This is a genomic window from Fluviicola sp. (assembly GCF_039596395.1).
In the GTDB taxonomy this organism is placed as follows: domain Bacteria; phylum Bacteroidota; class Bacteroidia; order Flavobacteriales_D; family Crocinitomicaceae; genus Fluviicola.
In genome coordinates this window covers 1,222,720-1,244,669 of record NZ_JBCNJT010000001.1, presented here as the reverse complement: position 1 = coordinate 1,244,669, position 21,950 = coordinate 1,222,720, and the positions used below count along the sequence as shown (strand labels likewise).

General features: G+C 42.5%; 29 protein-coding genes. 6 read left to right on the top strand and 23 right to left on the bottom strand.

Going from position 1 to position 21,950, the window contains the following annotated elements:
* Positions 1 to 99 precede the first annotated feature (99 nt).
* The gene (locus ABDW02_RS05360; protein WP_343632863.1) at positions 100 to 732 is read right to left on the bottom strand and encodes a nitroreductase family protein; all 633 of its coding nucleotides are present in this window, start codon (positions 730 to 732) and stop codon (positions 100 to 102) included.
* Between the two features lie 107 nt (positions 733 to 839).
* On the opposite strand from ABDW02_RS05360, the gene ABDW02_RS05355 reads away from it, so the two are divergent.
* On the top strand, positions 840 to 1,190 hold the full coding sequence (locus tag ABDW02_RS05355) for a helix-turn-helix domain-containing protein (RefSeq protein WP_343632861.1): 351 nt from the start codon (positions 840 to 842) through the stop codon (positions 1,188 to 1,190).
* A 4-nt stretch (positions 1,191 to 1,194) separates the two neighbouring features.
* Here the strand turns inward: ABDW02_RS05355 and ABDW02_RS05350 are convergent, their stop codons facing one another.
* From ABDW02_RS05350 to ABDW02_RS05325, 6 genes are all read right to left on the bottom strand, one after another.
* Positions 1,195 to 1,647: a hypothetical protein gene (locus tag ABDW02_RS05350; protein WP_343632859.1), complete on the bottom strand. Its 453-nt coding sequence runs from the start codon at positions 1,645 to 1,647 to the stop codon at positions 1,195 to 1,197.
* Positions 1,648 to 1,718: 71 nt separating this feature from the next.
* Positions 1,719 to 2,132 (bottom strand): DUF6157 family protein, encoded by a 414-nt coding sequence (locus tag ABDW02_RS05345; RefSeq protein ID WP_343632857.1) that lies wholly within the window; start codon positions 2,130 to 2,132, stop codon positions 1,719 to 1,721.
* A gap of 41 nt (positions 2,133 to 2,173) precedes the next feature.
* Positions 2,174 to 2,632, bottom strand: a complete 459-nt coding sequence (locus ABDW02_RS05340; RefSeq protein ID WP_343632856.1) for a DinB family protein — start codon at positions 2,630 to 2,632, stop codon at positions 2,174 to 2,176.
* Between the two features lie 30 nt (positions 2,633 to 2,662).
* The gene (locus ABDW02_RS05335; RefSeq protein WP_343632854.1) at positions 2,663 to 2,824 is read right to left on the bottom strand and encodes a hypothetical protein; all 162 of its coding nucleotides are present in this window, start codon (positions 2,822 to 2,824) and stop codon (positions 2,663 to 2,665) included.
* A 350-nt stretch (positions 2,825 to 3,174) separates the two neighbouring features.
* Entirely contained in the window at positions 3,175 to 3,459 is a 285-nt protein-coding gene (locus ABDW02_RS05330) for a hypothetical protein (RefSeq protein WP_343632852.1), read from the bottom strand.
* A gap of 97 nt (positions 3,460 to 3,556) precedes the next feature.
* Positions 3,557 to 3,955: an OsmC family protein gene (locus tag ABDW02_RS05325; protein ID WP_343632850.1), complete on the bottom strand. Its 399-nt coding sequence runs from the start codon at positions 3,953 to 3,955 to the stop codon at positions 3,557 to 3,559.
* A gap of 381 nt (positions 3,956 to 4,336) precedes the next feature.
* On the opposite strand from ABDW02_RS05325, the gene ABDW02_RS05320 reads away from it, so the two are divergent.
* From ABDW02_RS05320 to ABDW02_RS05310, 3 genes are all read left to right on the top strand, one after another.
* Positions 4,337 to 4,576 (top strand): hypothetical protein, encoded by a 240-nt coding sequence (locus ABDW02_RS05320; protein WP_343632848.1) that lies wholly within the window; start codon positions 4,337 to 4,339, stop codon positions 4,574 to 4,576.
* A 164-nt stretch (positions 4,577 to 4,740) separates the two neighbouring features.
* Positions 4,741 to 4,983 (top strand): hypothetical protein, encoded by a 243-nt coding sequence (locus ABDW02_RS05315; protein WP_343632846.1) that lies wholly within the window; start codon positions 4,741 to 4,743, stop codon positions 4,981 to 4,983.
* Positions 4,984 to 5,144: 161 nt separating this feature from the next.
* Positions 5,145 to 6,959 carry a serine hydrolase gene (locus ABDW02_RS05310; RefSeq protein ID WP_343632844.1) on the top strand — a complete coding sequence of 605 codons (1,815 nt, stop codon included), beginning with the start codon at positions 5,145 to 5,147 and terminating at the stop codon, positions 6,957 to 6,959.
* On the opposite strand, the gene ABDW02_RS05305 is transcribed toward ABDW02_RS05310, so the two are convergent.
* Together ABDW02_RS05305 and ABDW02_RS05300 are read right to left on the bottom strand one after the other, a co-directional pair.
* A complete protein-coding gene (locus tag ABDW02_RS05305) occupies positions 6,946 to 7,386 on the bottom strand; it encodes a GNAT family N-acetyltransferase (RefSeq protein WP_343632842.1) in 441 nt (146 codons plus the stop codon). The genes ABDW02_RS05310 and ABDW02_RS05305 overlap by 14 nt on opposite strands.
* A 33-nt stretch (positions 7,387 to 7,419) precedes the next feature.
* Complete coding sequence (locus tag ABDW02_RS05300) at positions 7,420 to 8,331, bottom strand: LysR family transcriptional regulator (protein ID WP_343632840.1); 912 nt, start codon at positions 8,329 to 8,331, stop codon at positions 7,420 to 7,422.
* An 88-nt stretch (positions 8,332 to 8,419) separates the two neighbouring features.
* On the opposite strand from ABDW02_RS05300, the gene ABDW02_RS05295 reads away from it, so the two are divergent.
* Both ABDW02_RS05295 and ABDW02_RS05290 read left to right on the top strand, forming a co-directional pair.
* Positions 8,420 to 9,061: an NAD(P)H-dependent oxidoreductase gene (locus tag ABDW02_RS05295; RefSeq protein ID WP_343632839.1), complete on the top strand. Its 642-nt coding sequence runs from the start codon at positions 8,420 to 8,422 to the stop codon at positions 9,059 to 9,061.
* The gene (locus tag ABDW02_RS05290) at positions 9,033 to 9,320 is read left to right on the top strand and encodes a putative quinol monooxygenase (protein ID WP_343632837.1); all 288 of its coding nucleotides are present in this window, start codon (positions 9,033 to 9,035) and stop codon (positions 9,318 to 9,320) included. Before ABDW02_RS05295 ends, ABDW02_RS05290 begins: the two co-directional genes overlap by 29 nt.
* Before the next feature lie 36 nt (positions 9,321 to 9,356).
* On the opposite strand, the gene ABDW02_RS05285 is transcribed toward ABDW02_RS05290, so the two are convergent.
* The 14 genes from ABDW02_RS05285 to ABDW02_RS05220 form a co-directional block, all read right to left on the bottom strand.
* Positions 9,357 to 9,830, bottom strand: a complete 474-nt coding sequence (locus tag ABDW02_RS05285; protein WP_343632835.1) for a hypothetical protein — start codon at positions 9,828 to 9,830, stop codon at positions 9,357 to 9,359.
* On the bottom strand, positions 9,803 to 10,363 hold the full coding sequence (locus tag ABDW02_RS05280; protein ID WP_343632833.1) for a hypothetical protein: 561 nt from the start codon (positions 10,361 to 10,363) through the stop codon (positions 9,803 to 9,805). Before ABDW02_RS05280 ends, ABDW02_RS05285 begins: the two co-directional genes overlap by 28 nt.
* 99 nt (positions 10,364 to 10,462) lie before the next feature.
* Positions 10,463 to 10,846, bottom strand: a complete 384-nt coding sequence (locus ABDW02_RS05275) for a hypothetical protein (protein WP_343632831.1) — start codon at positions 10,844 to 10,846, stop codon at positions 10,463 to 10,465.
* 67 nt (positions 10,847 to 10,913) lie between these two features.
* Positions 10,914 to 11,957, bottom strand: a complete 1,044-nt coding sequence (locus ABDW02_RS05270; protein ID WP_343632829.1) for a serine protease — start codon at positions 11,955 to 11,957, stop codon at positions 10,914 to 10,916.
* A gap of 67 nt (positions 11,958 to 12,024) precedes the next feature.
* The gene (locus tag ABDW02_RS05265; RefSeq protein ID WP_343632827.1) at positions 12,025 to 13,791 is read right to left on the bottom strand and encodes a S41 family peptidase; all 1,767 of its coding nucleotides are present in this window, start codon (positions 13,789 to 13,791) and stop codon (positions 12,025 to 12,027) included.
* 29 nt (positions 13,792 to 13,820) lie between these two features.
* Positions 13,821 to 14,468 carry a hypothetical protein gene (locus tag ABDW02_RS05260; protein ID WP_343632825.1) on the bottom strand — a complete coding sequence of 216 codons (648 nt, stop codon included), beginning with the start codon at positions 14,466 to 14,468 and terminating at the stop codon, positions 13,821 to 13,823.
* A gap of 140 nt (positions 14,469 to 14,608) precedes the next feature.
* A complete protein-coding gene (locus ABDW02_RS05255) occupies positions 14,609 to 15,034 on the bottom strand; it encodes a response regulator (protein ID WP_343632823.1) in 426 nt (141 codons plus the stop codon).
* On the bottom strand, positions 15,031 to 17,604 hold the full coding sequence (locus ABDW02_RS05250) for a CHASE3 domain-containing protein (RefSeq protein ID WP_343632821.1): 2,574 nt from the start codon (positions 17,602 to 17,604) through the stop codon (positions 15,031 to 15,033). The genes ABDW02_RS05255 and ABDW02_RS05250 overlap by 4 nt, the downstream gene beginning before the upstream one ends.
* Positions 17,605 to 17,765: 161 nt before the next feature.
* Positions 17,766 to 18,155: a hypothetical protein gene (locus ABDW02_RS05245; RefSeq protein ID WP_343632819.1), complete on the bottom strand. Its 390-nt coding sequence runs from the start codon at positions 18,153 to 18,155 to the stop codon at positions 17,766 to 17,768.
* 6 nt (positions 18,156 to 18,161) lie between these two features.
* The gene (locus ABDW02_RS05240; protein ID WP_343632817.1) at positions 18,162 to 18,587 is read right to left on the bottom strand and encodes a DUF1801 domain-containing protein; all 426 of its coding nucleotides are present in this window, start codon (positions 18,585 to 18,587) and stop codon (positions 18,162 to 18,164) included.
* 444 nt (positions 18,588 to 19,031) lie between these two features.
* Positions 19,032 to 19,583, bottom strand: a complete 552-nt coding sequence (locus ABDW02_RS05235) for a hypothetical protein (RefSeq protein WP_343632815.1) — start codon at positions 19,581 to 19,583, stop codon at positions 19,032 to 19,034.
* Positions 19,570 to 20,046: a GNAT family N-acetyltransferase gene (locus ABDW02_RS05230; protein WP_343632813.1), complete on the bottom strand. Its 477-nt coding sequence runs from the start codon at positions 20,044 to 20,046 to the stop codon at positions 19,570 to 19,572. Before ABDW02_RS05230 ends, ABDW02_RS05235 begins: the two co-directional genes overlap by 14 nt.
* A gap of 479 nt (positions 20,047 to 20,525) precedes the next feature.
* A complete protein-coding gene (locus ABDW02_RS05225) occupies positions 20,526 to 21,068 on the bottom strand; it encodes a GNAT family protein (RefSeq protein ID WP_343632811.1) in 543 nt (180 codons plus the stop codon).
* A 42-nt stretch (positions 21,069 to 21,110) separates the two neighbouring features.
* A complete protein-coding gene (locus tag ABDW02_RS05220; protein ID WP_343632809.1) occupies positions 21,111 to 21,425 on the bottom strand; it encodes a hypothetical protein in 315 nt (104 codons plus the stop codon).
* Positions 21,426 to 21,950 lie beyond the last annotated feature (525 nt).

The window sequence follows — 21,950 nt, the reverse complement described above, 5'->3', positions numbered from 1 at the left end:
CCAATTTTTGATGTTGTGATAACCGGATACAAGCACTTAAATCAGGAAAGACCGGCCCAACTGAAGTCGAACCGGTCTTTTCAAGATATCCTAGCATCATTAAGCTATTTCCGTCACAAATTCGGTTTTAGGAACGCGTACTTTTTTCAAGTTCACCAACCAGTCTCCTTCCGGATCTCTGTAACCAAGCGGCATAATCACCACACTTTTCAATCCCAGTTTCTCCAACCCGAGCAATTCGTCCATTTTTGCCGGATCGAATCCTTCCATTGGTGTAGCATCAACTTTTTGTTCAGCAGCCGCCGCAATGGCCAGCCCGAAGGAAATGTAAGCCTGTTTCGCGCTGTGAACCTGGTGCCATTGTTGTCCCAAAGGTTCGTATAATCCCCACAACATTTTGCGGTAGTCTTCGGTTGCATTATCGGGCAATCCTCTTTCCCGGGAAGTTTTCAGCATTTCGCCACTGATGCGTTCTTCCGAATAACCGTCCCAGGCTGCCCAAACCAATAAGTGGGAACAATCTGTGATCTGGCTTTGATCGAAGGAGAAAGACCGAATTTTTTCAAGGATTGACCGATCACTGATCACAAAAATCCGGTAAGGCTGTAAACCGGATGAAGATGGAGCCAATCTTGCTGCTTCCAGGATGTAATCCAATTTTTCAGCCGGTACTTTTTGTCCGTTCATTTTCTTGGTTGCGTAACGCCACTGCAAATCGTCATTTAATGCCATTTTGTAAAAATTTGTTTGTTTATATGGCAAAATTAGACTCACCTGGTTTACTTTTGTCACTTAGAGTCAAAAAGTAATAGTGACATAAAGGTAACAAACAGTAAAATATGGCAATTACTCCCGAAAAAAGTTACGAATGCAAAAAGACCATTATGGCTGTACACGATGCGATGTACATGCTTGGTGGCAAATGGAAAATTTCCATTATTACGGCCCTTTGCTTCCATCCGAAACGGTATTCGGACGTATTGAAAGATGTACAGGGAATTTCCGGGAAAATGCTCAGCCGGGAATTGAAAGAACTGGAGATCAACAAGCTGGTGAAACGCACAGTTTTGGACACGCAACCGGTAACGGTTCAGTACGAATTAACTCCTTACGGCCAGAAACTGAAACCCATGATCGACAACCTGGCTTTATGGGGAAGCGAGCACCGCAAAATGATTATTGAGGATTAATAAATCACTTATTTTTTCTCAGGGCTTCCCAATTGGAAAGCGCTTTATTGAAAAACTCATAGGTGCGTGTACTGTCCGCATCCACGTAGACATTGAAGGAACTTCCGTCGGTTTTGTAAACCGTCAGGTAAGAAGCGTATGTTAAGGCTGTGTGGTTATCTGTTTGAGCGATGGAATCGATCTCATTCGTAAAAAATGCCGAGTATATTTCCCGGTTGCCGTCTTTGATCCAATAAGCTGCAATTCTTTTGTCGGTGATAAAATTCCCCGATTTTGTCACATCGTCGAAACCATCATTGTTCTCGAATAACTGGATTTGCTCTTTCTGATCCAGGATTCCCAATCCTTCGATAAATTTACGTTCACCGGTCATGAGGTTGTGTTCTGTTTTGTTATCGGTACAGGAAAACAGTATTCCGAAAGGAAGCAACAAAAGCAATAAGTGGATACGGTTCATTTTCAACATACAAGTTCTGCGCAAGCGTGAAGATTATTTCTTCGAAAATAATTAAAAGGTTCTGTTTATGTTCATCGCGAAGACTTCATCGCTTTGACTACATTTAAGGTCTTGTCTTCCAGGTATCGTTTGTATTCCTCACTTTCCGAACCGTAAAGCGCCATTTTCCCTTCGTGATCAAAATGAATTCCCCAACCGTAGCGTTTTGTCAACGGAGAAGCCCGTAAACAAGCTTGTCCTTTTGAGAAAAACTGAGCCCTGGCGGCTTCATATTCGCTTTGGGCCAACTCATTTTTATCTGCAAAAACCTGGAACAATACTTCATCCGACGTGTATTTGTACGGATTTTTGCTGATCAGGTCAAACTGCCTGTTGGCAATCGTCAAAGCATCTCCTTTCAGGGGCGGAACCGTTCCGTTTCCCATGGGGCAATCATCTGCAATAGCGATGAATGTATTCGTATAATTGGTTGTATGAACTTTCATCTACCTAATATACCGCTTTCAGATGTGAGAAACAAGACTTTTTAGGATTGTGGTAATTCCGTCAGGATCTGTTTCACATGATATTCCAGGTGATCCACATAATCGACCATCAAAAAACGGAGGTCTGAAAGTTGTCCGTCGGGTAATCCGATAGCGAAACTCAGTGTTTCTTCCGTTTGCTGTTGCATGATGATTGCAATCCTCCTGTTCAGTGCCAGCCAGAATTCTGCTAATTCACTGATGTCTGCATGCTGATAATCGTTGGCAAGCACCAGTTCATCCTGGTTGTATTTTCGGATTTTGTAAGGTTTTTCAGCGAATTGAATTTCCGTAAAACGCTGCAGGTTATTCATTCCCGAATCAATCAAATGCCCCAACAATTCTTGTTTGGACCATTTCCCCGGTGCACGCTGGTATTTCAGTTCCGCTTCGGAAGCATTCACCAGGTAAGCCAACCCGGTTTTCAGGAGTTCTTCCAATCGTTTGGTTGTTTCAGTCATCTTGGTAAAAGCTATTCAGGCCTAAACATACTAATATTTAAGCTCCAATTCATTCACATCCCAATCAATTCTTACCCATCCTTCTCCCGGGTCATTCTTTGGATCAACTTGTTTGGTAATCATCAACCACGGAGTTAAATAAGTTACCTCCACATAGCGTTTGTTATATCCAAATACTCCAATGTCTTCCATTTGGAATTCAATGGTCCTGAAACAATCCTGGAAGCTTACGTAATAAATGGTTTGAGTTTGAAAGTTTGTTGATGAAAAACGATAGGCCAAGAATGCAAGCGAATAAAAACAGATCGTAAGTGTCACTAACGAAGACCAAAACCTCCAGGTCAGAAAAATTCCATATTTTCTGAATACTATCAAATTACCAATTAAAATGAGCGGCATGAATAAAGTCGTAATAATATAGATAAAGGAACTAAATTCCCGCCCTTTCATTTCCATTATTCCAAAAAAATCCAACAGGAATATCAGCAGAATTAATCCATAAAGAATGTTTGCCGAAATTAACACTTGTTTTAACGCACTCATCAAGATCCTGCAAACGGAGTTCCAAAGATACCCACCGCAAGTTCCATCCACACCAGCAGGAACATTCCCAATACGGCCAGGCAAAGTATGATTCTATTCTCACGTTTTTTGACTTTGCGCAGAATCAGTTCGCACACCAGTCCGGAAACCGACAATAAAATTCCCATGATCAGGAAGTCAGATCCCGACCAGTTTACTTCGTTTGTAAATTGCATGGCTACAAACGGAATCAACAACAGCACTCCCACTATTGACAGAATAATCATCAATCTTTTGTTTTTCATAGTTGTTCTTTTTTAAAACTTAAATAAAAGTACTTTGAAAAACAAAGTAAAAAATTAAATAGCTACTTTCCAATTATTTTTCGAAAAAAAATTCATTTCAGGGAATTACCTCGGTATTGATCTCAATGGGATTGGTGAGAATTTTGTGAACGGGACAGGCATTTGCCACTTTGAACAGGCGTTCGCGTTGCTTTTCATCCAGGTTACCAAAAAGCTGTAATTTGCGTGTAAAGATGGTTTTATTCTCCTTTTCATCCCGGTCCAGACCGATTTCCACTTTTACTTCCTGCAAGTCCCAGCCCTTCTGGTCAGCATATATGCGCAAAGTTGCACTGGTACATGCCGCAAGCGAAGAAGCCAGTAATTCGGTAGGAGAAAATCCCAGGTCTTTCCCACCTCTTTCCAGGGGTTCGTCCGAGATTAGAACATTTCCCGTTGGGGACTCAATTTCAATTCTGTAAAGTTCCTTCTTAATGTTAGCAGTTACCGATGCCATATTTCTGTGGTTTGTATCTTCTGGTTCAACGAAACGAAAGATACACATTCTTTCCGGGATTCGTTCAAATCAAAAAGGTGTATCAGATAAAAGCTTGATACACCTTTTCACCTACTACACCCGCACAAATTGATATTTGTGCTCCAATCACAACTTATATCGGTCCAGTTCACATCCTTTAATACATGAGATGCTTCACCTTCTGTCTATACTTCGTTGGGGTAAAGTTGACGAAGAAATAGCAGAAGTTGTTACGAAATTATTTGAAAGGCTTACATAAATCCCACATCTGGGATTCATACAAGTTTTCTGAAAAATTTTGTAACAGAAGTCCGTCGATGATCGTCCATCTTTGTGCTGAACACTTTAAAAAAGACAATCATGAAAAGAGTAGTTGTAGCAGTGGTGGCATTGTCAGGCCTGGCACTTGCATCCTGTAAAAAAGATTATACGTGCGAATGCAGAATGATCCGTACGGATGATGACGGCAGTACCGTTACTTCTTCCGATGGAACGTATACGTTTAAAGATTCACGTGCACGCGCTGAAGACCGTTGCAACGATCTGGAAGATTCAGGAACAGATATCCTTGGAGAATACACCAGAGAATGTGACATTTAAAAAACGGATTGAGAAGACCCGGCATTCATAAACACGTTGATAACCTGTGAATTATGTAAGTTTTTTCATAACTTATATAACAGATTTGTGTTGTAAATCATTCATATTTAGTTCCGACTGTTTGAAGGAACACTTTTTCTGGAAATACCTTAAAAATGACGATTATGAAAGCAGTAATTTTAACATTAGTAGTATTGTCGGGTTTTACACTGGCATCCTGCAAAAAAGACTATGTCTGCGAATGTACCAAAGTACGGACAGACAGTGACGGGAACAGGAATTCATCAACGGATGGAAATTATTCCTTCAAAGATTCCCGTGTTCGTGCAGAGAAAAAGTGTAATGACCTGGAAGAAACAGGAACAGATGTTTTCGGGAATTATACCCGGGAATGTGATATCCAGTAATTCTCAACCGGACAATTTTTTAAGAACGCTGTAAAACCTTTGTTTTGCAGCGTTCTTATTTTTTAGGAATACAGTCATTGATCCTAATTTACATCCTTTTACACTTCTCCTGTTACTTCCCAGCTAAAATTCATTTACCTTGCATTAACCAAATCCGAATTATGAAAACAGCTGCTTTATTCATTTCCGCTTTACTGATCAGTTCTCCCCTTTTCTCCCAGGAAAATTATTCCGGGGCAACGCTTGAAAAAATCAAAGAAGTGGAAAACAACATTACCGGGAATGTAATCATCGGTAATGAGAAGCCACGAACGATCGAAGAGCAAATGAAACTCTATGGTGTGAAAGGAATGAGTATCGCTGTTATCCGGGATTACAAGATCGCATGGGCAAAAGGATATGGCTGGGCAGATGAAGCCGAAAAAAGACCGGTGACAACCGAAACGCTGTTCGAACCGGGTTCTATCAGTAAAACACTGAATGCACTGGGTATTTTGAAATTGGCGCAGGAACACAAGCTCGACCTGAACACGGATATCAATCAATACCTGAAATCCTGGAAGTTTCCCTACGACTCGCTTTCCAAAGGAAAAAAGATTACACTGGCAGAAATTTTAAGCCACCAGGCAGGTTTAACCGTCCATGGATTTCCCGGGCACAACCGGTTGGGTGATATTCCAACTGTGTACCAGGTCCTGGACGGCTTAGCACCGGCAGTTACTCCGGCTGTAAGAAGTGAATTTGAACCGAACCTGAAATTCCAGTATTCGGGAGGCGGAACCACTATTTCGCAGGTTATTTTGACAGACATTACCGGCAAACCTTACGACGAATGGATGTACGAGAACGTCCTGAAACCGATCGGCATGACACATAGTTCCTATGCTTTCCCAAATCCGGACGGAGATCTCAGCAACTACGCTTCCGGTTACTATTCGGACGGTTCTCCCGTATTGAACAAATTCCGCCTGTATCCCGAACAAGCTGCAGCAGGTTTGTGGATGACTCCCAGTGACTTGTGTAACTACATCATCGACATGCAACTGGCCCTGAAAGGCGGCAAATCCAAAGTTCTGAACCAGGAAATGGTGAATCTGCATTTGAGCCCTTACAACAATGGTCCCACAGGAATGGGAACTTTCATCTTAGACATTGATGGTGCAAAATATTTTGAGCACGGAGCAGGAAATGACGGTTTTTGCGGGCAATTCTACGGAAGTATGGAGGATGGTTATGGTGTAGCAATCTTCCTCAATACAGATGACGGAACATTAATCTACGATGTGATTAAAAGTGTTGCCAAAGCTTACAACTGGAAGAACTTCTACCGTGAGCCTCAACGGAAGGAATTGGAGAATGAAATGAAGGTTCCGGACAATATTCTGGAAAAATACCAGGGGATTTATTTATTTGATGATCAATGGGCTTCTGTAGAATGGAAAGGTGGAGAACCTTATTTCTACACAGACGGCCGCTATGCCAAGATGTATTTCACTTCCGTTAAACGCTTCATGAACCGGGAATTCCAGGCGGTCAAAGAATTTGAAACCGATAAAAAAGGGAAAGTAACCGGTTACACCCGAATGGTTGACGGGAAGGAATTCCCAAAAGCCGTAAAAGTGGAAAATCCTGCCAAACTGGAACTGCCGGAATACCTGTTGACCAGTATCGGGTGGCACTTGATGGAAATCAAAAGGTATGAGGAATCGATCGCTTATTTCAAACGCAGCGTTGAACTGTACCCCGAAGATTTGAATGCCAAATTAAACCTGGCGCACGTTTACCTGTTCCATAATGATTCTAAGAATGCCCTGGCAATTTACAAGGCAAACAAAGGAAAAATGATCCGTCCGGGATACACCTGGGAAGACGGCTTAAAAAGCGATTACATGTATTTTAAGGAACACCGTTATGACACGAAGGGATTCGACCAGGTATTTACGGAACTGAAAATCGAAAAGCCTAAAGGTTATTGATTTGCTTCACCATTTTGACGTGCGGAATTCCATCTTCGGGAAAGTATGCGCCTTCAACCAGGTAATGGTTGTTCAGGTAAAAGTTTACGGCAGTATCCCTTGCATGGCAAAAAATGCGATGCTTGCCTTTCCCGGATGATATCTTTTCGCAAAACGCCATCATTTCAGATCCGATACCGGAACTGCGTAATTCCTCTTTCACAACGACACGCTGCATTTTCATCCATTGATTTTCAGGAACCAGAACCGTAGTAGCAATTATTTCGCCGTCTACTAATCCTACAATTTGAATGTGGTTCTTTTCTTCTTCCAGTTCTTCGTCGGTGAAATAACTTCCCAGTGGTTTTCGAAGAATGTCTTCACGCAAGCGGACAGCAGCTTTCCACTCTTCACTTCCGTGTTCCACTAATTTAAATGCGACTTTCATGGTTTATGTTGTTGTGAATGATAAAGATAAGCACTAAACCCACTCGCGCTCCCATTTTTCTTTAAACAGGTATTTTAACTGATCCAATTCGGCTTGATACATGGTATTTTTCCGCGACCCAAAATACAGTGTGTTTTCCCAGGGCTCCGTTCCTTCCCAGATCAAATGGAGTTTTCCGGCTTCGATTGCTTCGCGGCACAGGAAATCAGGCACCACTGAGAATCCGTTCCCATCACTCAGGCAGCGAATGATCGAACTGATGTTCGGCACAATGAAATTCGGACGAAAATCCGGGTGTTCCCCGAAATTCTTCAGCCAGAAATTCTTTAAATGCTCCATATCGGCTGCGGTGCTGTACCACAATTGCTGTTTCAAAAAGTCACCTGCTTCCCGGATTTCCCCGCTTTTCAAAAACAGTTCCAATGCCTCGGTATCGGTATTATTCCCGGCAACGAGTACAATCCGCTCTTTGGAGAAAGGTTCGTAAACCAGGTTTTTCTGGCTTCCCTTGTGCGGAGTTACGATCAGATCCAATAAGCCATTATCCAGATCCTGCTGCATTTGCGGGTATTCGCCGAATTTAATGATCAGGTTAAATGACAGGGACGGAATGTGTTCCTCCAGCGTATACTGAAAAGTTTCAAAACACATGCCCACACTAATGGTTGCTCTTTCCGACTGGGAACGTTTGTGAAAATGCTGTTCGGCGGTTTCCAGTTTTTTAATCGGATCCAAGATAAAATTGTAGAGGATCTTTCCCTTTTCCGTTGGAACCATTTTCCTTGCAGAACGGTCAAACAATTTGTAGCCTGTAAAAGCTTCCAGGGAATTCAAATGCAGGCTTACACCGGGTTGTGAAACAAATAATTCCTTGGCTGCTGCGGACAGTGTTCCCGTTTCATAAATGGCTTTGAAGGTTCTGAACCATTCCAAATTGATTTGCATAACTATTACAATTATGATACAAATATACAATTTAAGTTATTTTCATAATACATCAAAAGCCCTGAACTTTGCAGAAACAAATCAGACAATGGAAAAAGTATTCATTCTAAACGGAGGCCAGCACTTTGCACATTCAGGAGGTAAATTCAACGAAACACTGACTCACTGGACCTCTTCTTTTTTAGAGCAGCAGCATTATGACGTCCGGATCACGGACATCAACGATCCGTATGATCCGGTGCAGGAAGCAGAAAATTTCAAATGGGCGGATGTGGTTATTTATCACACGCCGATCTGGTGGTTCCACGTACCGAACCTCCTGAAGAAATACATCGATGAAGTATTTACGGCAGGACATCAGAACGGGATTTATTCCAGTGACGGAAGAAGCCGGTCCAATCCTGAGATCAATTACGGAACAGGCGGACTCATGCACGGCAAGCAATACATGGTGACCAGTACCTGGAATGCGCCCAACACAGCCTTTACCCTGGAAGGAGAATTCTTCGACCAGCGATCTGTAGACGACGGTGTATTATTCGGTTTTCACAAGATGAACCAATTTACCGGTATGCAGCGCATTGACGGGTTCCATTTCCACGACCTGGAAAAAAACGCTACTCCGGAACGCATTGAGAATTACCGCATTCAGTATTTAAATCATTTAGCAAATAAGTTCCAATCAGTCAATACTCAGAATCATGAAAGTTTATCTCACAGCAATCATTAAAAGCAAACCGGAATTCACCGAAGAAGTAAAAGCAGTGCTTCAAAACATGGTCATTGAAAGCCGCAAAGAAGCAACTTGTCTTCGTTACGACCTGCACCAGGGCGTAGAAAATAAAAACCAGTTCGTTTTCTGGGAAATCTGGGAGAGCAAAGAAGCGTTGGAAACACACAACCAACAGCCCTATATCCAGGCATTCCGGGAGATGGCAGCGGAAAAACTGGAACAAGCTCCGGTCATTTCTTTTGCAGATAGAATTTAAGTGAAGGCGACTTGTAGAACCAGGTCGCTTTTGAAGTTATTGATCGGGGAACAGTGTTTTAAATTCACTCCAACACTCCACAAAATCCTGTCTTGCAATATCCATATATTCAATCTCAATATCATAACGGATAAGCAGATCCCTGACTTCTTTGTGAAGAGCTTCCGCAAATTCATCGACCCCACAGATCAATTTTTCCCTGGAAAATTCGCTGATCAGCAGCTTATTCTTTTGCTTTTCGAAGAGCAGTTGGTACGAACAATCGACCGGTGAAAATACAAACTTCCGGATCTCCCCTTTTTTCACCTTCATGAGCCGAAAGAACAAATCCGGCAAGGAAGCCAGCAACATACAACTTTGATCGGGCTTCCGGTTTTTACTTGTAAAACAAACTCCCTCTTTTTCAAAAGTGAAATTTCCCATCGAGAAATAACTGATGTCATTCAGTTCATGCGAACTTAGTTCGAAGTAGATAGTCATTTCTAATCCGCGTAATACTGTTCGAACCACCGGTCAAAGTTTTCCTTGTACTTTTCTTCGGCCTCTTGTACCAAGGTATCGGGATCTTCCACCGGATCCAAATTGAACTCTTTCTTCAACCAATCCTTAAACGTTGCATGGCCTTCGCTTTCTTCGTAATCGTCTTCATCTTTGTAGAAATACACTTCATCGAAATCGACGGAAATCTCCGAATCGAATAACAGCATCTGCATCAATTCCAGGATGTTGGATGCAACTACATGAACTCCTCCTTCATCACCGAAAACAACAACCGGGAGGCCGTCCAGATTACCGGAAGCATCTTTATCCCACAAAGCATAGATCGAACCCGAACCATTTGCCTGGGCGAAAGGATGCACACGTTCCAGGAAAGCTTCGTCTTCGCTCCAGCTCTTGATTCCCGACTTGTCGTCAATCAACACTCCGAAACCTTGTGCATATTCTTCAAAACCGGAATGCTCGTTTTGAAACTGAATGAGTTTTTCCAATGCTTCCGGAAGATCACTCACTCCGAGGTTTTCTTTGAATGCCTGTATGTTCATGGTTTAGTATGATTTTATGATAACTAAATTAGCAATAAAGGTGGTTTCGACTTCGCTGCTCCTTTGCTGTAGCCTCAGCGTAAGCATTCAACCACTTTCTCATTCTGTTTTCTCCGGGATGAATTTGGGCAAAATAGCCAGGATCGTTCCCAGTACAAAAATCCAGGTACTGATATCTGCGAAGAAGTCTATCTGGTCTTCCCAAGCCTTCATTTCCTTCGCCTGGGTGGAATACAATTCCCAATCGTGGTCCAGTGATTTCAGCCGGATCAAGGGTTTTAATTTCTTTTCGGGATGTTCTTCGGCATACTTATTCTCTATTAAAGCCCAGATATGATCAAGCTTTTTATTGATGTGGTAATTCTGTGATTCCCGGAAAGATTCTTCCGTGTTGTTCTGGAAAATTTGTACGAAGAAAGAGAAGAGGATCAGGATCAGTCCGATTCCCTCTACCCTGTTGAGCCAACTAGCGGATAGTTTCATAGCGGTTTTTTGTATGTGAATAGTTTCTTTTTACCGCTGAAATGTAGTAATTATTTTGAAGTTGATATTAGCTTACTTCCAAAGCAAAAACTATCTTTTTCAAAGTCTCAACCTTTTGTGGCAATGGCATGTCCTTTAATTCATTCTTATAGACAGGTAATACGAACCCTTCCACATTCTTTAAAAAAGTTTCTAAATAATCTGCTTTAATTCCAAACCATTCTCCGTTTATTTTTGAATAAACAACACCAATCAAATTACCATTTTCATCTATAATCGGTCCACCACTGGTTCCGGGATCTAATGCCTGGGAAACTAAAAATATACTCACATCGTTATTCAATCCTGTTTTTGAACTGATGATTCCCTCGGAAATATTCATTCCTTTCTCTGACAAGCCCGATCCGAAGAATCCCAATGCATAATATTTTTCGGCCAGTAACAATCTTTCTTTCCGAATTGAAAAAGGGGGGTCCGGAAATTTCAGATCAGGATTGTTTATCTTTATTAAAGCCAGATCATTGGAAACATCAGATGCGATTACCACAGCATTGTGCTTTGCTAAAGGATTATTGCCAATACCTCTGATCGTAATGCCCTTTGCATTTTCAATACAGTGATAATTTGTAACGAAATATCCTTCAGAACTCACCAGGAAACATGTTCCTTGCCCCGGTGATGATGTCTTTTCTTCTTTTGGTGTTACATTAATAACCTCCCTGGAATCAATTTCCTCTTCTCTTGTTTCAAAGCTGGAAGGAACTTTTAAAAATTTAGCGACCTTTTCTTCTTCTACCTGGTGGAATTGTTTCGAATCCAGTAATACAAAATATTCCTTTCCTCTTTTTACATTTAAATTACAATAAAATTTCATGAATCCGGAATAATCAGCTTCTACTGAAATCTCTCCTTCGGAGTAAATCTTATATTCAACAACTCCACCTAAAGGAAGTTCGAATTTTTTCTGATTTTCTACCCCGATATAACTTATGGCATTAGATGCAAAAAAGTTCCTGCTTCTCACGAAATAAATCTTCGAGTAAGATTGATTTTGACCGAATGCTACGGCGTTCAACAGGATAATCAAAATAATCAGAATGGATTTATTCATGATTTAGATAATTTAATTTGTTTACAGTCTTTTCCGGATAAAGGTAAGATCAAACAGCTTATTCCGCTCATTTTTCGATTAATTCAATGGCTCTTTGCAATAGATAATCGCTGTCTTTGGAATAATTCTCTTTCGTGAGGCGGACCGGGATGTTGATTTTAACACCTTTTCTCTGTGCTTCCGTTCCATCCGGGTAGAAAATGGCATTCCCGGTAAAATCAAAGGTATAGCCACCGGGCAGATTCATGGTTTTCAGATCACCGTCGGCACCTGCGCTTTGCTCACCGATTGTAACAGCATCCGGGAACACATGCTGCAGGCACATGGTATTCCATTCGCTCATGCTCTGGGTCGCCGGATTCACTATCATTACTACTTTCCCTTTGTAAGCCGCACCTTCCGGTTTTAAGTCCGGATTGTAATACGTGTCCAAAGCTTCTTTCAGAGTGTAGGTTCCGATTTGTTGTTTATTGGCCTGGAAGTATTTTGCGTACGGAACAAGGTCTTTCCCGAAATGTTTTACCACGTAAGCCGGCACGAAACCGCCCCAATCCGGGTAACCACGCATGTCGAAAATGATTCCTTTCTTATTTCCGGCCAGGTCTAAAATCGAATCCATCTGGTGATCGATCCGTGCATCTTCAACGTGTTCGATCAAGCGAAAGACGTTATCAATCCGGAAGTAAGCTATTTCATTATTCAAAACGATCAAAGATCCGTCTTCTGCTTTGTTCGACGGCAAAGAAGTGAGGTATTCATTCAGCAATTTCAGGTTGGAGTCGCCACTGGCGATAAACAAAATCTTTTTCATCTGGTTGCCGGAATTCCTCGTAATTTCCACCGATACATCTTTACTCTCCGAGCCCCAAACCAGATTATCGGCATAATTTGAGAGATGATGCAACAGGGTGGCGCGGTTTGAAGTTGACAATAGTTTGGCCAATTCTTCGATTTTCCTCTTCACCGGCCTTCCGTTTATCTTCGTAATATAATCTCCTTCTTTGATGTCCGCTTGCTGACAAACCTGGGGAACGATCAACTGTGTAACCAGGATTCCGTCCTCAAAGACCTTATAAGCAAACGGAGGATATACGGAACTATTGAAAATCTTCTTTTTCGCGGTCATTTGCCTGTAAAAATTGTAGGAATGGGAATCCTGCAGGCAGGCACTTAATTTCAGTAATACCAATTCATAAGACACACGGTCATCGTAGCGGAACATCCTTGCGATCACTGACCGCAGCAGGAAATCAAATTCATTCGCAGGCGTCATGAGGTATTTATGCGGATACAAATAATCCACTACGCCCTGGATTTTAGCCAAAGCGAGTAACCGGTATTCCAACGGAATGTTTTCGTCTTTCCCGAAAGCATATTCTTTCTCATGCGGAAGTTCGGCATTGAAACTTTGTTCCGGCAGGTAATAATGGTTATTCCCGATGTAGCGATTCTCAAAAACCGCGGATAATTTCTGTATTGTTCCCGGGTCAAAGAATTCGGGCCGTTCTCTCCAGGAAAAATCGATATTACTTACTAAACCGTCTTTTGGTTTGATGGAACCCGCCTGCGATTTGGGTACTGAAAGATCAGTGACCATTGTCCGGAAGAACTTATGAACCGCCTCCTGGTCTTCTGCAGCCGGAAGTTTGGAAAGGTTGCTGAAAAACAAGCTGTCCGCATCCCGTTTCCCGGAAGCCAGATCGGGATGGTAGTATTTCAGGAAATTCCACGTTTTGAAATACATGAAGTAAAGCTGTTCCTTGTTTGCCTGTTTTTGCCCGAAGATGGTTGAGGAAAAGGCCAGTATTACTGCTAAGAGTGTGGATTTGTACATTAGTTAATTGTGACTGTTTATGATTGGAATCAATCCAGCATTTTGAATTTCATGGCAACCGGATCTACTTGGTAATACAAGGTTGAAACGCTTGGTTCCGGCGCACGTCCGTTTCTTCTGTCCTCTGCTTCGGACTCCGGGTCGGGAGAATATTCCGAATCGGTATCTACGACATTGAATTCGCGGTTGGAGGTGAATTTGAATTCGCGGGTACTGAAAACATCCTGGAGGTTTTTACTCAGGACATCCCGTGCGACTCCGTCTTTGTCGTAGATCACCAGCAGCAGGCGGTCCGTTTCATGCATCGATTCTGTTTGTTCTTCTTCGATCAGGTAGATCATGAGCGTGGCGGTGGTGTAATTGATTTTATTGACTGCAAAGACACGGTAAAAGTCGCTGTAAATTTCGTCCGGGAAAGATTCACGGTTTTGAAAGGCCGTTGTTTTCTCTGAAAGTATGAGAGGCGTGATGCATTTGGCTTCCAGTTCTTTTTTCAGGTCGTCTGTTACGTACGAGAAAATGATCGGGTATTTATCTATTTCCGGGCAAGACGGAAAATCTGCCTGCCGGCGAGCCATTGGATGAACCGGTTTTACTCCGGGATTCCCGGAGAAGGAATAACTAATCAGTATGCATCCGGAAAACAGTGCAGCAAAAAGTAGTTTGTATCGGGCCATGTGTCTGTTTTTAAGTTCAAATACTTTCAATGATGGATTCAATATCGGTTAAATAATCCAGCTTACAAATTTCCACGCACACAAATTGATGATCCGCACGAAAGCACGTACCGAAAATTCCCTACTATTCGATTTCGAACTTATTTAAAAATCTCTGTTACGATTTCGCCTACTTTTTCAAAAGCATCTCCATCTTTCTGCACATAGCTGCAATTGTATTTCTTCACCATTTCCAGTACCACATCAATGTTTTCCTGTGAGCTCAGCACGATGATATTGACTTCCGGTTTTTCAGCGCGGATCTGTTTGATGATCTCCAATCCTGTTTCCGCATCGAAGTATTTGGAATCCAGAAAATAATCGATGATGATGATATCCGGATTTTTTTTCAATTCCAGCAGGCACGTTTCTCCAACAGGGAAAGTTTTGATTTCTTTGATCGCAGGAACTTCTGCACTCAAAAAGACTTTCAGCGTCTCTGCATACGGTTTGTTATCTTCTACAATAAAAACCAATCCTGTTTTTTCCTGTTCTTTTGATTTGAATAAATCTTTCCAAAAACTCATGATTCCTTGAATTTTTCTTTTAGTTGTTCTATTTCTTTTACTGCGTGACCGCTGAGTAAAACTAACGAATTTTCCAGTTCAATGATGCGTTCCATATCCGACTCCGAGGTTGCCAGCCTTTCCATTTCTTCCAGGAGTGTTTGTATCTTATTAATCCCCAATATGGATACGGATGATTTCATGGTATGTGCATTTCTGCGGATCATTGCAAAATTATTTTCCTTCACCCCTTGTTCAATTCCTTCCAGGTTTTCCGGTAAGTGATGCAGGAAGATTTCCAGGGTTTCCAGGATCACTTTCTTATTGCCGCGCATGGTTTTTTCCAGGGAACTGAGGTCGACCAGGTTAGCAGGTGCTTCTGAAACCGGTTTTGGATTTTCCAACCCGATGTGAATCAATGTGCGGAAAAGCAGGTCTTCACGGATCGGTTTGGACAGGTAGCCGTTCATTCCCATCTGCAGGCATTTTTCGCTTTCTCCTGCCATTGTATGCGCGGTCATGGCAATAATCGGAACGGAGCTTTTCAGTTCATTCCGAATGTATGTGGTGGTTTCATAACCGTTCATTTCCGGCATTTCGATATCCATCAGGATGATGTCATAGGATATTTCTGCCATTTTTTTGATGGCCACTTTGCCATTTTCGGCATGATCCACTTTCAGGTCGTGGTTGTCAAACAGGGCCGAAATGAATTTCACGTTGATCGGGCTGTCTTCTACCAGGAGGATTTTCAATTCTCTTAACCGTTCGATATCGCATTCTTCGTACTTCTGCGGTTTTACGGAAGCAATTTCAGCGGTGGTTGAGAACGACAACAGGAATTTGAATTCGGAGCCGGCTCCCTCCCTGCTGTTTACGGTAATGGTTCCGCCCTGCAGTTCCACCAGCTGTTTCACAATGTTCAGTCCCAGGCCGGTGCCACCGAATTTGCGGGTGGTGTGTTTTTCTGCTTGTGTGAACCGTTCGAAAATAGTGTCCAGTTTCTCTGCCGGAATACCAATCCCGGTATCTTTTACGGAGAATTCGATCTGGATATGTTCTTCTTCCCTGCCGATCAATTTCGCTGAAACTTCTACCGAGCCTTCCTGGGTAAACTTAATGGCATTCCCCACCAAGTTCATAATGATCTGTGTGAGGCGGGTCGGATCTCCCAAAATGGAGGCCGGAATGTTCGGATCGTCCGTAAAAGTCAGCTGCAGGTTCTTTTCCCTGGCTTTCTGGGCAAACATGACTTTAATGGAGGAAAAAAGCCCGTTGATAGCAATCGGGTGAATCTCAAAGGTCATTAACCCGGATTCTATCTTGGAAATATCGAGTACATCGTTGATAATACGCAGCAAATTCTCACCGGAAGTTTTAATGATCCGCACGTATCCCATTTCCTCCTCGTTGAGGTTGCGTTTCAGCAGCAGGTCTGTAAAACCGATTACAGCATTCATCGGAGTGCGGATTTCGTGGCTCATATTTGCCAGGAACATTTCTTTCAGTTCGGAAGATTCTTCTGCCTGTTTTTTGGCTTTACGCAGTTCGTTTTCTGCTTCCTTGACGCTGGTAATGTCTTCAAAAACGGCTATGGCAAATTCGATATTCCCTTCTTCATCTGCAATGTGTGTAGCGTTGATGCGCAGAGGAATACGTACTCCATCTTTGTCGGTTTCCACATCTTCCACGCAGATATTGCTTTCACCGTTGAGCACGCGGACAACCGGACGTTTTTCAACCGGGTAAGGTTCATTGGTTCCGATAATGTAACTTTTATAGAACTCTCTGACATTTGAGTAATTATTGCCGGAAATAATTCCTTCTCCCAGGATCCGCACTGCTTCACTGTTTGTAAAAAACGGAACTCCATCTGCATCCACTACGTATACGCCCAGCGGAAGACTTTCCAGAAACTTCTTGATACGCGCTTCACTGGCTTTTAGTTGTTTTTCTGAACGCAATCTGCGGTTGTAGTCTTTGAGGAAGAAATAAAGGGTAATTGCCACGAAAAGTATTGCCAGGGAAATGCTTGCCAGGATAATTGTTGCTGTATGTGCGAATTGTTCGTTTGAATCGCTGAAACGGGTTGTCAGATAGCTTTCTTCATTCGCGATAAAGCGTTCGAGTAAACTCCGGATGGAAGCCATGAGGCTTTCTCCTTCTCCCGATTCAATAAGATCCTGAGCCGCGCTAAACCCTACTTTTGAGCGAACACTGATTACCTGTTCTGCAAAGGTGGTTTTTTGGATAATCAAGCTATTGATTTTTGCAAGCAATTCTCTTTGCGGAGGGTTATCATGGACCAGCTGGTTCAGTTTTAAATGGGCTTTGGGTAATTCGGCAACGCCATCTTTATACGGGATCAGGAACTTTTCATCAGCGGTAATGACGTAACCACGCTGAGCGGTTTCAATGTCTTCCACGTTCAGTAAAATGGACTGGGCTTCGTTGATTACTTCCTGGGTGTGATTTACCCATTCGGACGAGTTTTTATACTGTTTTGTGCTTTGGTAGGCGTATGCCCCCACGATTACAAGAACAAGGATGCTTAGTGCAAATGTGAGTACTATCTTCAGTTTTCCCGACATGCGTGAATTTCTTTTTATTCAAAACTAAGCTAAACGAGTTTAAATATCAAGACCTAAATTGTTCGTTTTATTTTATTACCGGGCAGATCCGGAAGCGAACAAAAAACAAGGGACAGATCTCAATCTTGTTATCCTAATGATTAGCAGTGAAATACGGAAAATCAAAGTACCATAAAAGCGAAGAACACCACTAAACCAACGATACGAAGGGATGTTGTGAATAAATAATTGCTGATGTAAAACTCCGGGAAATCGTTGTTTTTCAAAATCCGGTAGGAACGGAAGGCTGCCAACACGATATATAGTGTAATGAGGCACACATAAATTACCACATTGATCATAGGGGAAAACAGTTCTAACTTATTACATGCGTAGAAGAAGCCAATAATCAGAATTAGAGCGATGTAGGTATAAACTGCTTTTCCTGAAAACAAGTCCAATAGTTCTACTTTCTTTTCCTTATCCAGTTTTTTGAGTGCATTATTACTTAGTACTCTTGAAACAAGAATGATTAGTAGCATGGAAAAAAGGCCGATCATGTAATTATCCATCGCGAATTATTTCCGGCTAAGATAAGTATTTATCATTCCCTGCAGGACGTTCAGGTCTACATCGGATAGTTTTTTGATGTGTAAACAGCCGCCGGAGACTTTGTGTTTGCCCAATATTTTCAGGGCGTCTGCATGGGCTTCGCTTCCTGCTCCGATGTAGAGGGTTAAATTTGCTTTGCGCGGTGAGAATCCAACTAGGAACCAATCAACTTGCCGGCCGGTTTTGGGGCTTTCGTAGCGCATATTTCCAAAACCGATGATGGATCCGCCCCACATAACAGGTTCTTCCCCGGTTGCTTTTTTCATCATTTCAATGAGGACCAAACTGTCTTTTCGTTGTTGTTCGTCTTCGAGGGTCCGGATGAATTCGGCAGCACTTATTGCTGTGGGTTTTGTTTTGATCTCTGCTAACTTTGGTTTCTTTTCTGCCATGCTGAAGGGTATTTTGTTCCTTTAAAATAACTCAAAATCCTTTAGCACGGGAAGAATTCATGAATCTTCCTTTAATGACGATTATAAACAGGTTACATATTTGAGAAGTGATATCAGAAAGTTTTTACGCTGTGTGTTATTCGGCAAAGTTGGTGTCCTGTGAGTTTTCAATTCCGTTTTATGTTGATTTGTGGTTTTGATGTGTTAGCAATTTCCCAGTTGCAGTAAGGCTTACCAGGCATTCGTCAGTTTTGTTAAGAATATGGTGATTTGTTACAGGAATAACGTTTTAATACTATATCCATACTTGACCTAGCCTTGACCCATACTTGACCCGTACATGACCTGTATGATTCCATTTTTAACCCTTTTCAGAGGTACTGAAGGCTGCGTTTTATTACTCAAAAGTGAGTAATTGTTTGGATTATTCGCATTCCGTTTTTTTCAATCAATGTTGCTGTAAATTTCTATGCGATTGAGTGTATTTACTCCGCTTGAATCTGCCAGACTCTTTTTGGAGCCTTTGTAAAAGTAATCTGAATACGTTTTTCCATTGTACTGAAAGACAACAGTCTCCATGTTGCGGGTATTGATTATTTGTATGCGTTTCAACCCGTGATCTGTTTTATCCAGCACTTTAAAATGGAGCGCTCCGGCCAGTGAAAGCACTTTCTTGTATGAACCGCTTTTGTTTTGTGCGTAGGCGAAAATATCTTCATAGGACCCTCCGTACCACATATTGATGATCCGGGATTCTTTTCCCAGTGTTTCCATGGTGATATCTCCGGCTTTTTTAGCCAGATCAAACAGGCTGTCTGCCGGGTTTTCATTATTGGATGAAATTTTCTTTATCTCTTTTAATTCCTGAGGGTTTACGGGATTCTCATTTCGAACAATATCGTCTGTAACGGTTACTGATTCGGGGTTGGTTTCTTCTTTGCAGGAAATCACCAGGAAGATGGAGAGAAATGCGGTCAATAGTTTAATTCGATTCATTTTTCAAGAGGTAAAATAAGGTATCCATGGGGCTTACGGGCATTTCAGCCGGCAAAGCTTCTTTGGGAATACAAATAAACTGATTTTTGGCGTAGAATTTTTGGGCGGCTTTGAATTGTTCCATAGTCCCGAGGTAAATATGTGTGTAGTGCAATTTCTTTGCTTCCTGGAGTGCGGTATCCAGCAGTAATTTTGCGGTCCCGGTTTCTCCACGTCCTTCTTTGGCTACGAATAAATGCCTGAGGAAAGCGTGCCCGGGTTTAATACGCGACAGGCCGATAGTGCCAAGGACATGATCTCCATCCAGTGCGATCCAGAAGCGGTTTTCGGAGTCTACGATGTCTGAAATTTGTTTGCCGTGGGGATTTCGGAAGGGAATATCGAATTCGTCCTGGATCTGGTCCATCATGTTACAGATTGCTTCCTGGTACCGGTTTTCGAAGGGGATGATTTGAATTGTCATTTTGTTTGTTTTATTTCCGGCAGTCCCGAAGTGTCGGGACAAGTTACGCAGATTCCAGAAGAGTCGGGACAAGTTACGCGGATTTATAATTGTCCGCCTGCTGCAGACTCTTTCTTTTTCCCACGGAGGAACACAGATCCCGAAAGGTCGGGACAGGTGAACACGGATGTCTACCTGTGGTGGCTTTGGGGGCACGCAGATTTAGCAGATGATGCAGATTTTATAGTGGAATGTGATTGTCCGCCTGCGGCAGACTCTTTCTTTTTTCCACGGAGGAACACAGGTGAACGCAGATGTCTATACAAGATGCCTGCTTATGGTGGACTTTGGAGGCACGCAGATTGCGCGGATGGCGCAGATCTTATTGTAGTATTATCGTCCGCCTGCGGCAGACTCTTTGATGGCCCGTAAAGGGACGCAGAGGAACGCTGATTTATAGTGGAGGAGATTGTCCGCCTGCGGTAGATTTTTATCTCAATTTACTTCGTGTATTCTTCCCGGAGGATTGCGAACACCACGGAATCTTCAAAAACGCCGTTTACGTAGTAGTGTTTTCTCATGATTCCTTCTTTAATAAAACCATTCTTTTCCAGCAGTCGCAAGGAGGCTGTATTGTAATCGGCAACGAGGGCTTCGATGCGGTTCAGGTTCATCTGTTTGAATCCGTAATCGATGATTGCTTCAACAGCTTCCGACATTAATCCCTGCTGTTTAAAGCTTTCATCTTCCATGGAATAACCGATCTCCGCACGCCAATGGTCGCGGTTCCAGTTGTGCAATCCACAACGCCCGATGATCTTTCCGCTTGCCTTGTCTTCCAGTAAAAACAGCATGAAACTGCGGTTATAGCTTGAATAGCCGTTTTTGTATTTGTGAAGTTCTTTCTCATAATCTTCTTCGGAACGATGGCCCAGGATGGTTTTGATCTTTGGTTTGTGATTTCGTTCAAAGATCTCTGTCATGTCTTCGGGTGTTAATCCTTTGAGCAATAAACGGTTTGTTTCTATGAGTTTGAAGTTCATTTTTGTTTCGATTTGTATTAAAAGCCGGTGACTTTGCACGCATCAATTAGTAGTTCCGAATCGGACATATTCCAATGCTTCCCTGGCGAATTCTTCCCATTTGTCTGCGTAATGAAATGGAACCTGTACCCATTCTTTCATGGGCCTTTTGCCCGATGGATCGAATCTCTTGCTTCCGTCCAGGCTTAAAGCTTCTAAATGTGCTTCTCCTGATAATTTAAAAGCCAATTGGTTATCAAACAGGCTCATGAAGGCTTTCCCGTTGACTTTAAAGCAGGGTTTGCCGAACATTTGGCTTTGTACTGCGCCTTCCATTTTGTGGCCGATTGCCAGGTATGTTTCTTCTTCTTGTGACATGGGATGTTATTATAATGCTGCAAAATATGGATAATAAAGAATTTTCCGGCAGATTTTTTTGGGTTGCTTCGCTGAACTTATGTCCGCCTGCGCAGACTTCTTTTCCCACGGAAGAACATAGGTGAGCGCTGATGCCTGCTTGTGGTGAACTTGAAAGCACGCAGATTTAGCAGATGACGCAGATTTTATTATAGTATTATCGTCCGCCTACGGCAGACTCTTTCTTTTCCCACAGAGGAACACAGAAGAGCACAGATATCTATACAAGGGGCTGCTTGTGGTGGACTTGAAGGCACGCGGATTTAGCAGATGACGCAGATCTTATTGTAGTATTATGTCCGCCTGCGGCAGACTCTTTCTTTTTCCCACGGAGGAACACAGAAGAGCACAGATATCTATACAAACGGCTGGTTGTGGTGGGCTTTGGGGGCACGCAGATTTAGCAGATGACGCAGATTTATTGTAGTATTATTGGCCGCAGAAGAACGCTGATTTATAATGGAGGATGATTGTCCGCCTGCGGCA

Bases quoted from the DNA above. Each gene is read 5' to 3' on its own strand.
- ABDW02_RS05260 (WP_343632825.1), bottom strand. From the start codon at position 14,468: ATGGCCCGATACAAACTACTTTTTGCTGCACTGTTTTCCGGATGCATA.
- ABDW02_RS05350 (WP_343632859.1), bottom strand. From the start codon at position 1,647: ATGAACCGTATCCACTTATTGCTTTTGTTGCTTCCTTTCGGAATACTG.
- ABDW02_RS05310 (WP_343632844.1), top strand. From the start codon at position 5,145: ATGAAAACAGCTGCTTTATTCATTTCCGCTTTACTGATCAGTTCTCCC.
- ABDW02_RS05345 (WP_343632857.1), bottom strand. From the start codon at position 2,132: ATGAAAGTTCATACAACCAATTATACGAATACATTCATCGCTATTGCA.
- ABDW02_RS05300 (WP_343632840.1), bottom strand. From the start codon at position 8,331: ATGCAAATCAATTTGGAATGGTTCAGAACCTTCAAAGCCATTTATGAA.
- ABDW02_RS05320 (WP_343632848.1), top strand. From the start codon at position 4,337: ATGAAAAGAGTAGTTGTAGCAGTGGTGGCATTGTCAGGCCTGGCACTT.
- ABDW02_RS05340 (WP_343632856.1), bottom strand. From the start codon at position 2,632: ATGACTGAAACAACCAAACGATTGGAAGAACTCCTGAAAACCGGGTTG.
- ABDW02_RS05265 (WP_343632827.1), bottom strand. From the start codon at position 13,791: ATGTACAAATCCACACTCTTAGCAGTAATACTGGCCTTTTCCTCAACC.
- ABDW02_RS05235 (WP_343632815.1), bottom strand. From the start codon at position 19,583: ATGAATCGAATTAAACTATTGACCGCATTTCTCTCCATCTTCCTGGTG.
- ABDW02_RS05290 (WP_343632837.1), top strand. From the start codon at position 9,033: ATGAAAGTTTATCTCACAGCAATCATTAAAAGCAAACCGGAATTCACC.
- ABDW02_RS05240 (WP_343632817.1), bottom strand. From the start codon at position 18,587: ATGGCAGAAAAGAAACCAAAGTTAGCAGAGATCAAAACAAAACCCACA.
- ABDW02_RS05225 (WP_343632811.1), bottom strand. From the start codon at position 21,068: ATGAACTTCAAACTCATAGAAACAAACCGTTTATTGCTCAAAGGATTA.
- ABDW02_RS05250 (WP_343632821.1), bottom strand. From the start codon at position 17,604: ATGTCGGGAAAACTGAAGATAGTACTCACATTTGCACTAAGCATCCTT.
- ABDW02_RS05355 (WP_343632861.1), top strand. From the start codon at position 840: ATGGCAATTACTCCCGAAAAAAGTTACGAATGCAAAAAGACCATTATG.
- ABDW02_RS05305 (WP_343632842.1), bottom strand. From the start codon at position 7,386: ATGAAAGTCGCATTTAAATTAGTGGAACACGGAAGTGAAGAGTGGAAA.
- ABDW02_RS05360 (WP_343632863.1), bottom strand. From the start codon at position 732: ATGGCATTAAATGACGATTTGCAGTGGCGTTACGCAACCAAGAAAATG.
- ABDW02_RS05315 (WP_343632846.1), top strand. From the start codon at position 4,741: ATGAAAGCAGTAATTTTAACATTAGTAGTATTGTCGGGTTTTACACTG.
- ABDW02_RS05270 (WP_343632829.1), bottom strand. From the start codon at position 11,957: ATGAATAAATCCATTCTGATTATTTTGATTATCCTGTTGAACGCCGTA.
- ABDW02_RS05245 (WP_343632819.1), bottom strand. From the start codon at position 18,155: ATGGATAATTACATGATCGGCCTTTTTTCCATGCTACTAATCATTCTT.
- ABDW02_RS05255 (WP_343632823.1), bottom strand. From the start codon at position 15,034: ATGAGTTTTTGGAAAGATTTATTCAAATCAAAAGAACAGGAAAAAACA.
- ABDW02_RS05295 (WP_343632839.1), top strand. From the start codon at position 8,420: ATGGAAAAAGTATTCATTCTAAACGGAGGCCAGCACTTTGCACATTCA.
- ABDW02_RS05275 (WP_343632831.1), bottom strand. From the start codon at position 10,846: ATGAAACTATCCGCTAGTTGGCTCAACAGGGTAGAGGGAATCGGACTG.
- ABDW02_RS05280 (WP_343632833.1), bottom strand. From the start codon at position 10,363: ATGAACATACAGGCATTCAAAGAAAACCTCGGAGTGAGTGATCTTCCG.
- ABDW02_RS05230 (WP_343632813.1), bottom strand. From the start codon at position 20,046: ATGACAATTCAAATCATCCCCTTCGAAAACCGGTACCAGGAAGCAATC.
- ABDW02_RS05335 (WP_343632854.1), bottom strand. From the start codon at position 2,824: ATGGAAGACATTGGAGTATTTGGATATAACAAACGCTATGTGGAGGTA.
- ABDW02_RS05220 (WP_343632809.1), bottom strand. From the start codon at position 21,425: ATGTCACAAGAAGAAGAAACATACCTGGCAATCGGCCACAAAATGGAA.
- ABDW02_RS05330 (WP_343632852.1), bottom strand. From the start codon at position 3,459: ATGAAAAACAAAAGATTGATGATTATTCTGTCAATAGTGGGAGTGCTG.
- ABDW02_RS05325 (WP_343632850.1), bottom strand. From the start codon at position 3,955: ATGGCATCGGTAACTGCTAACATTAAGAAGGAACTTTACAGAATTGAA.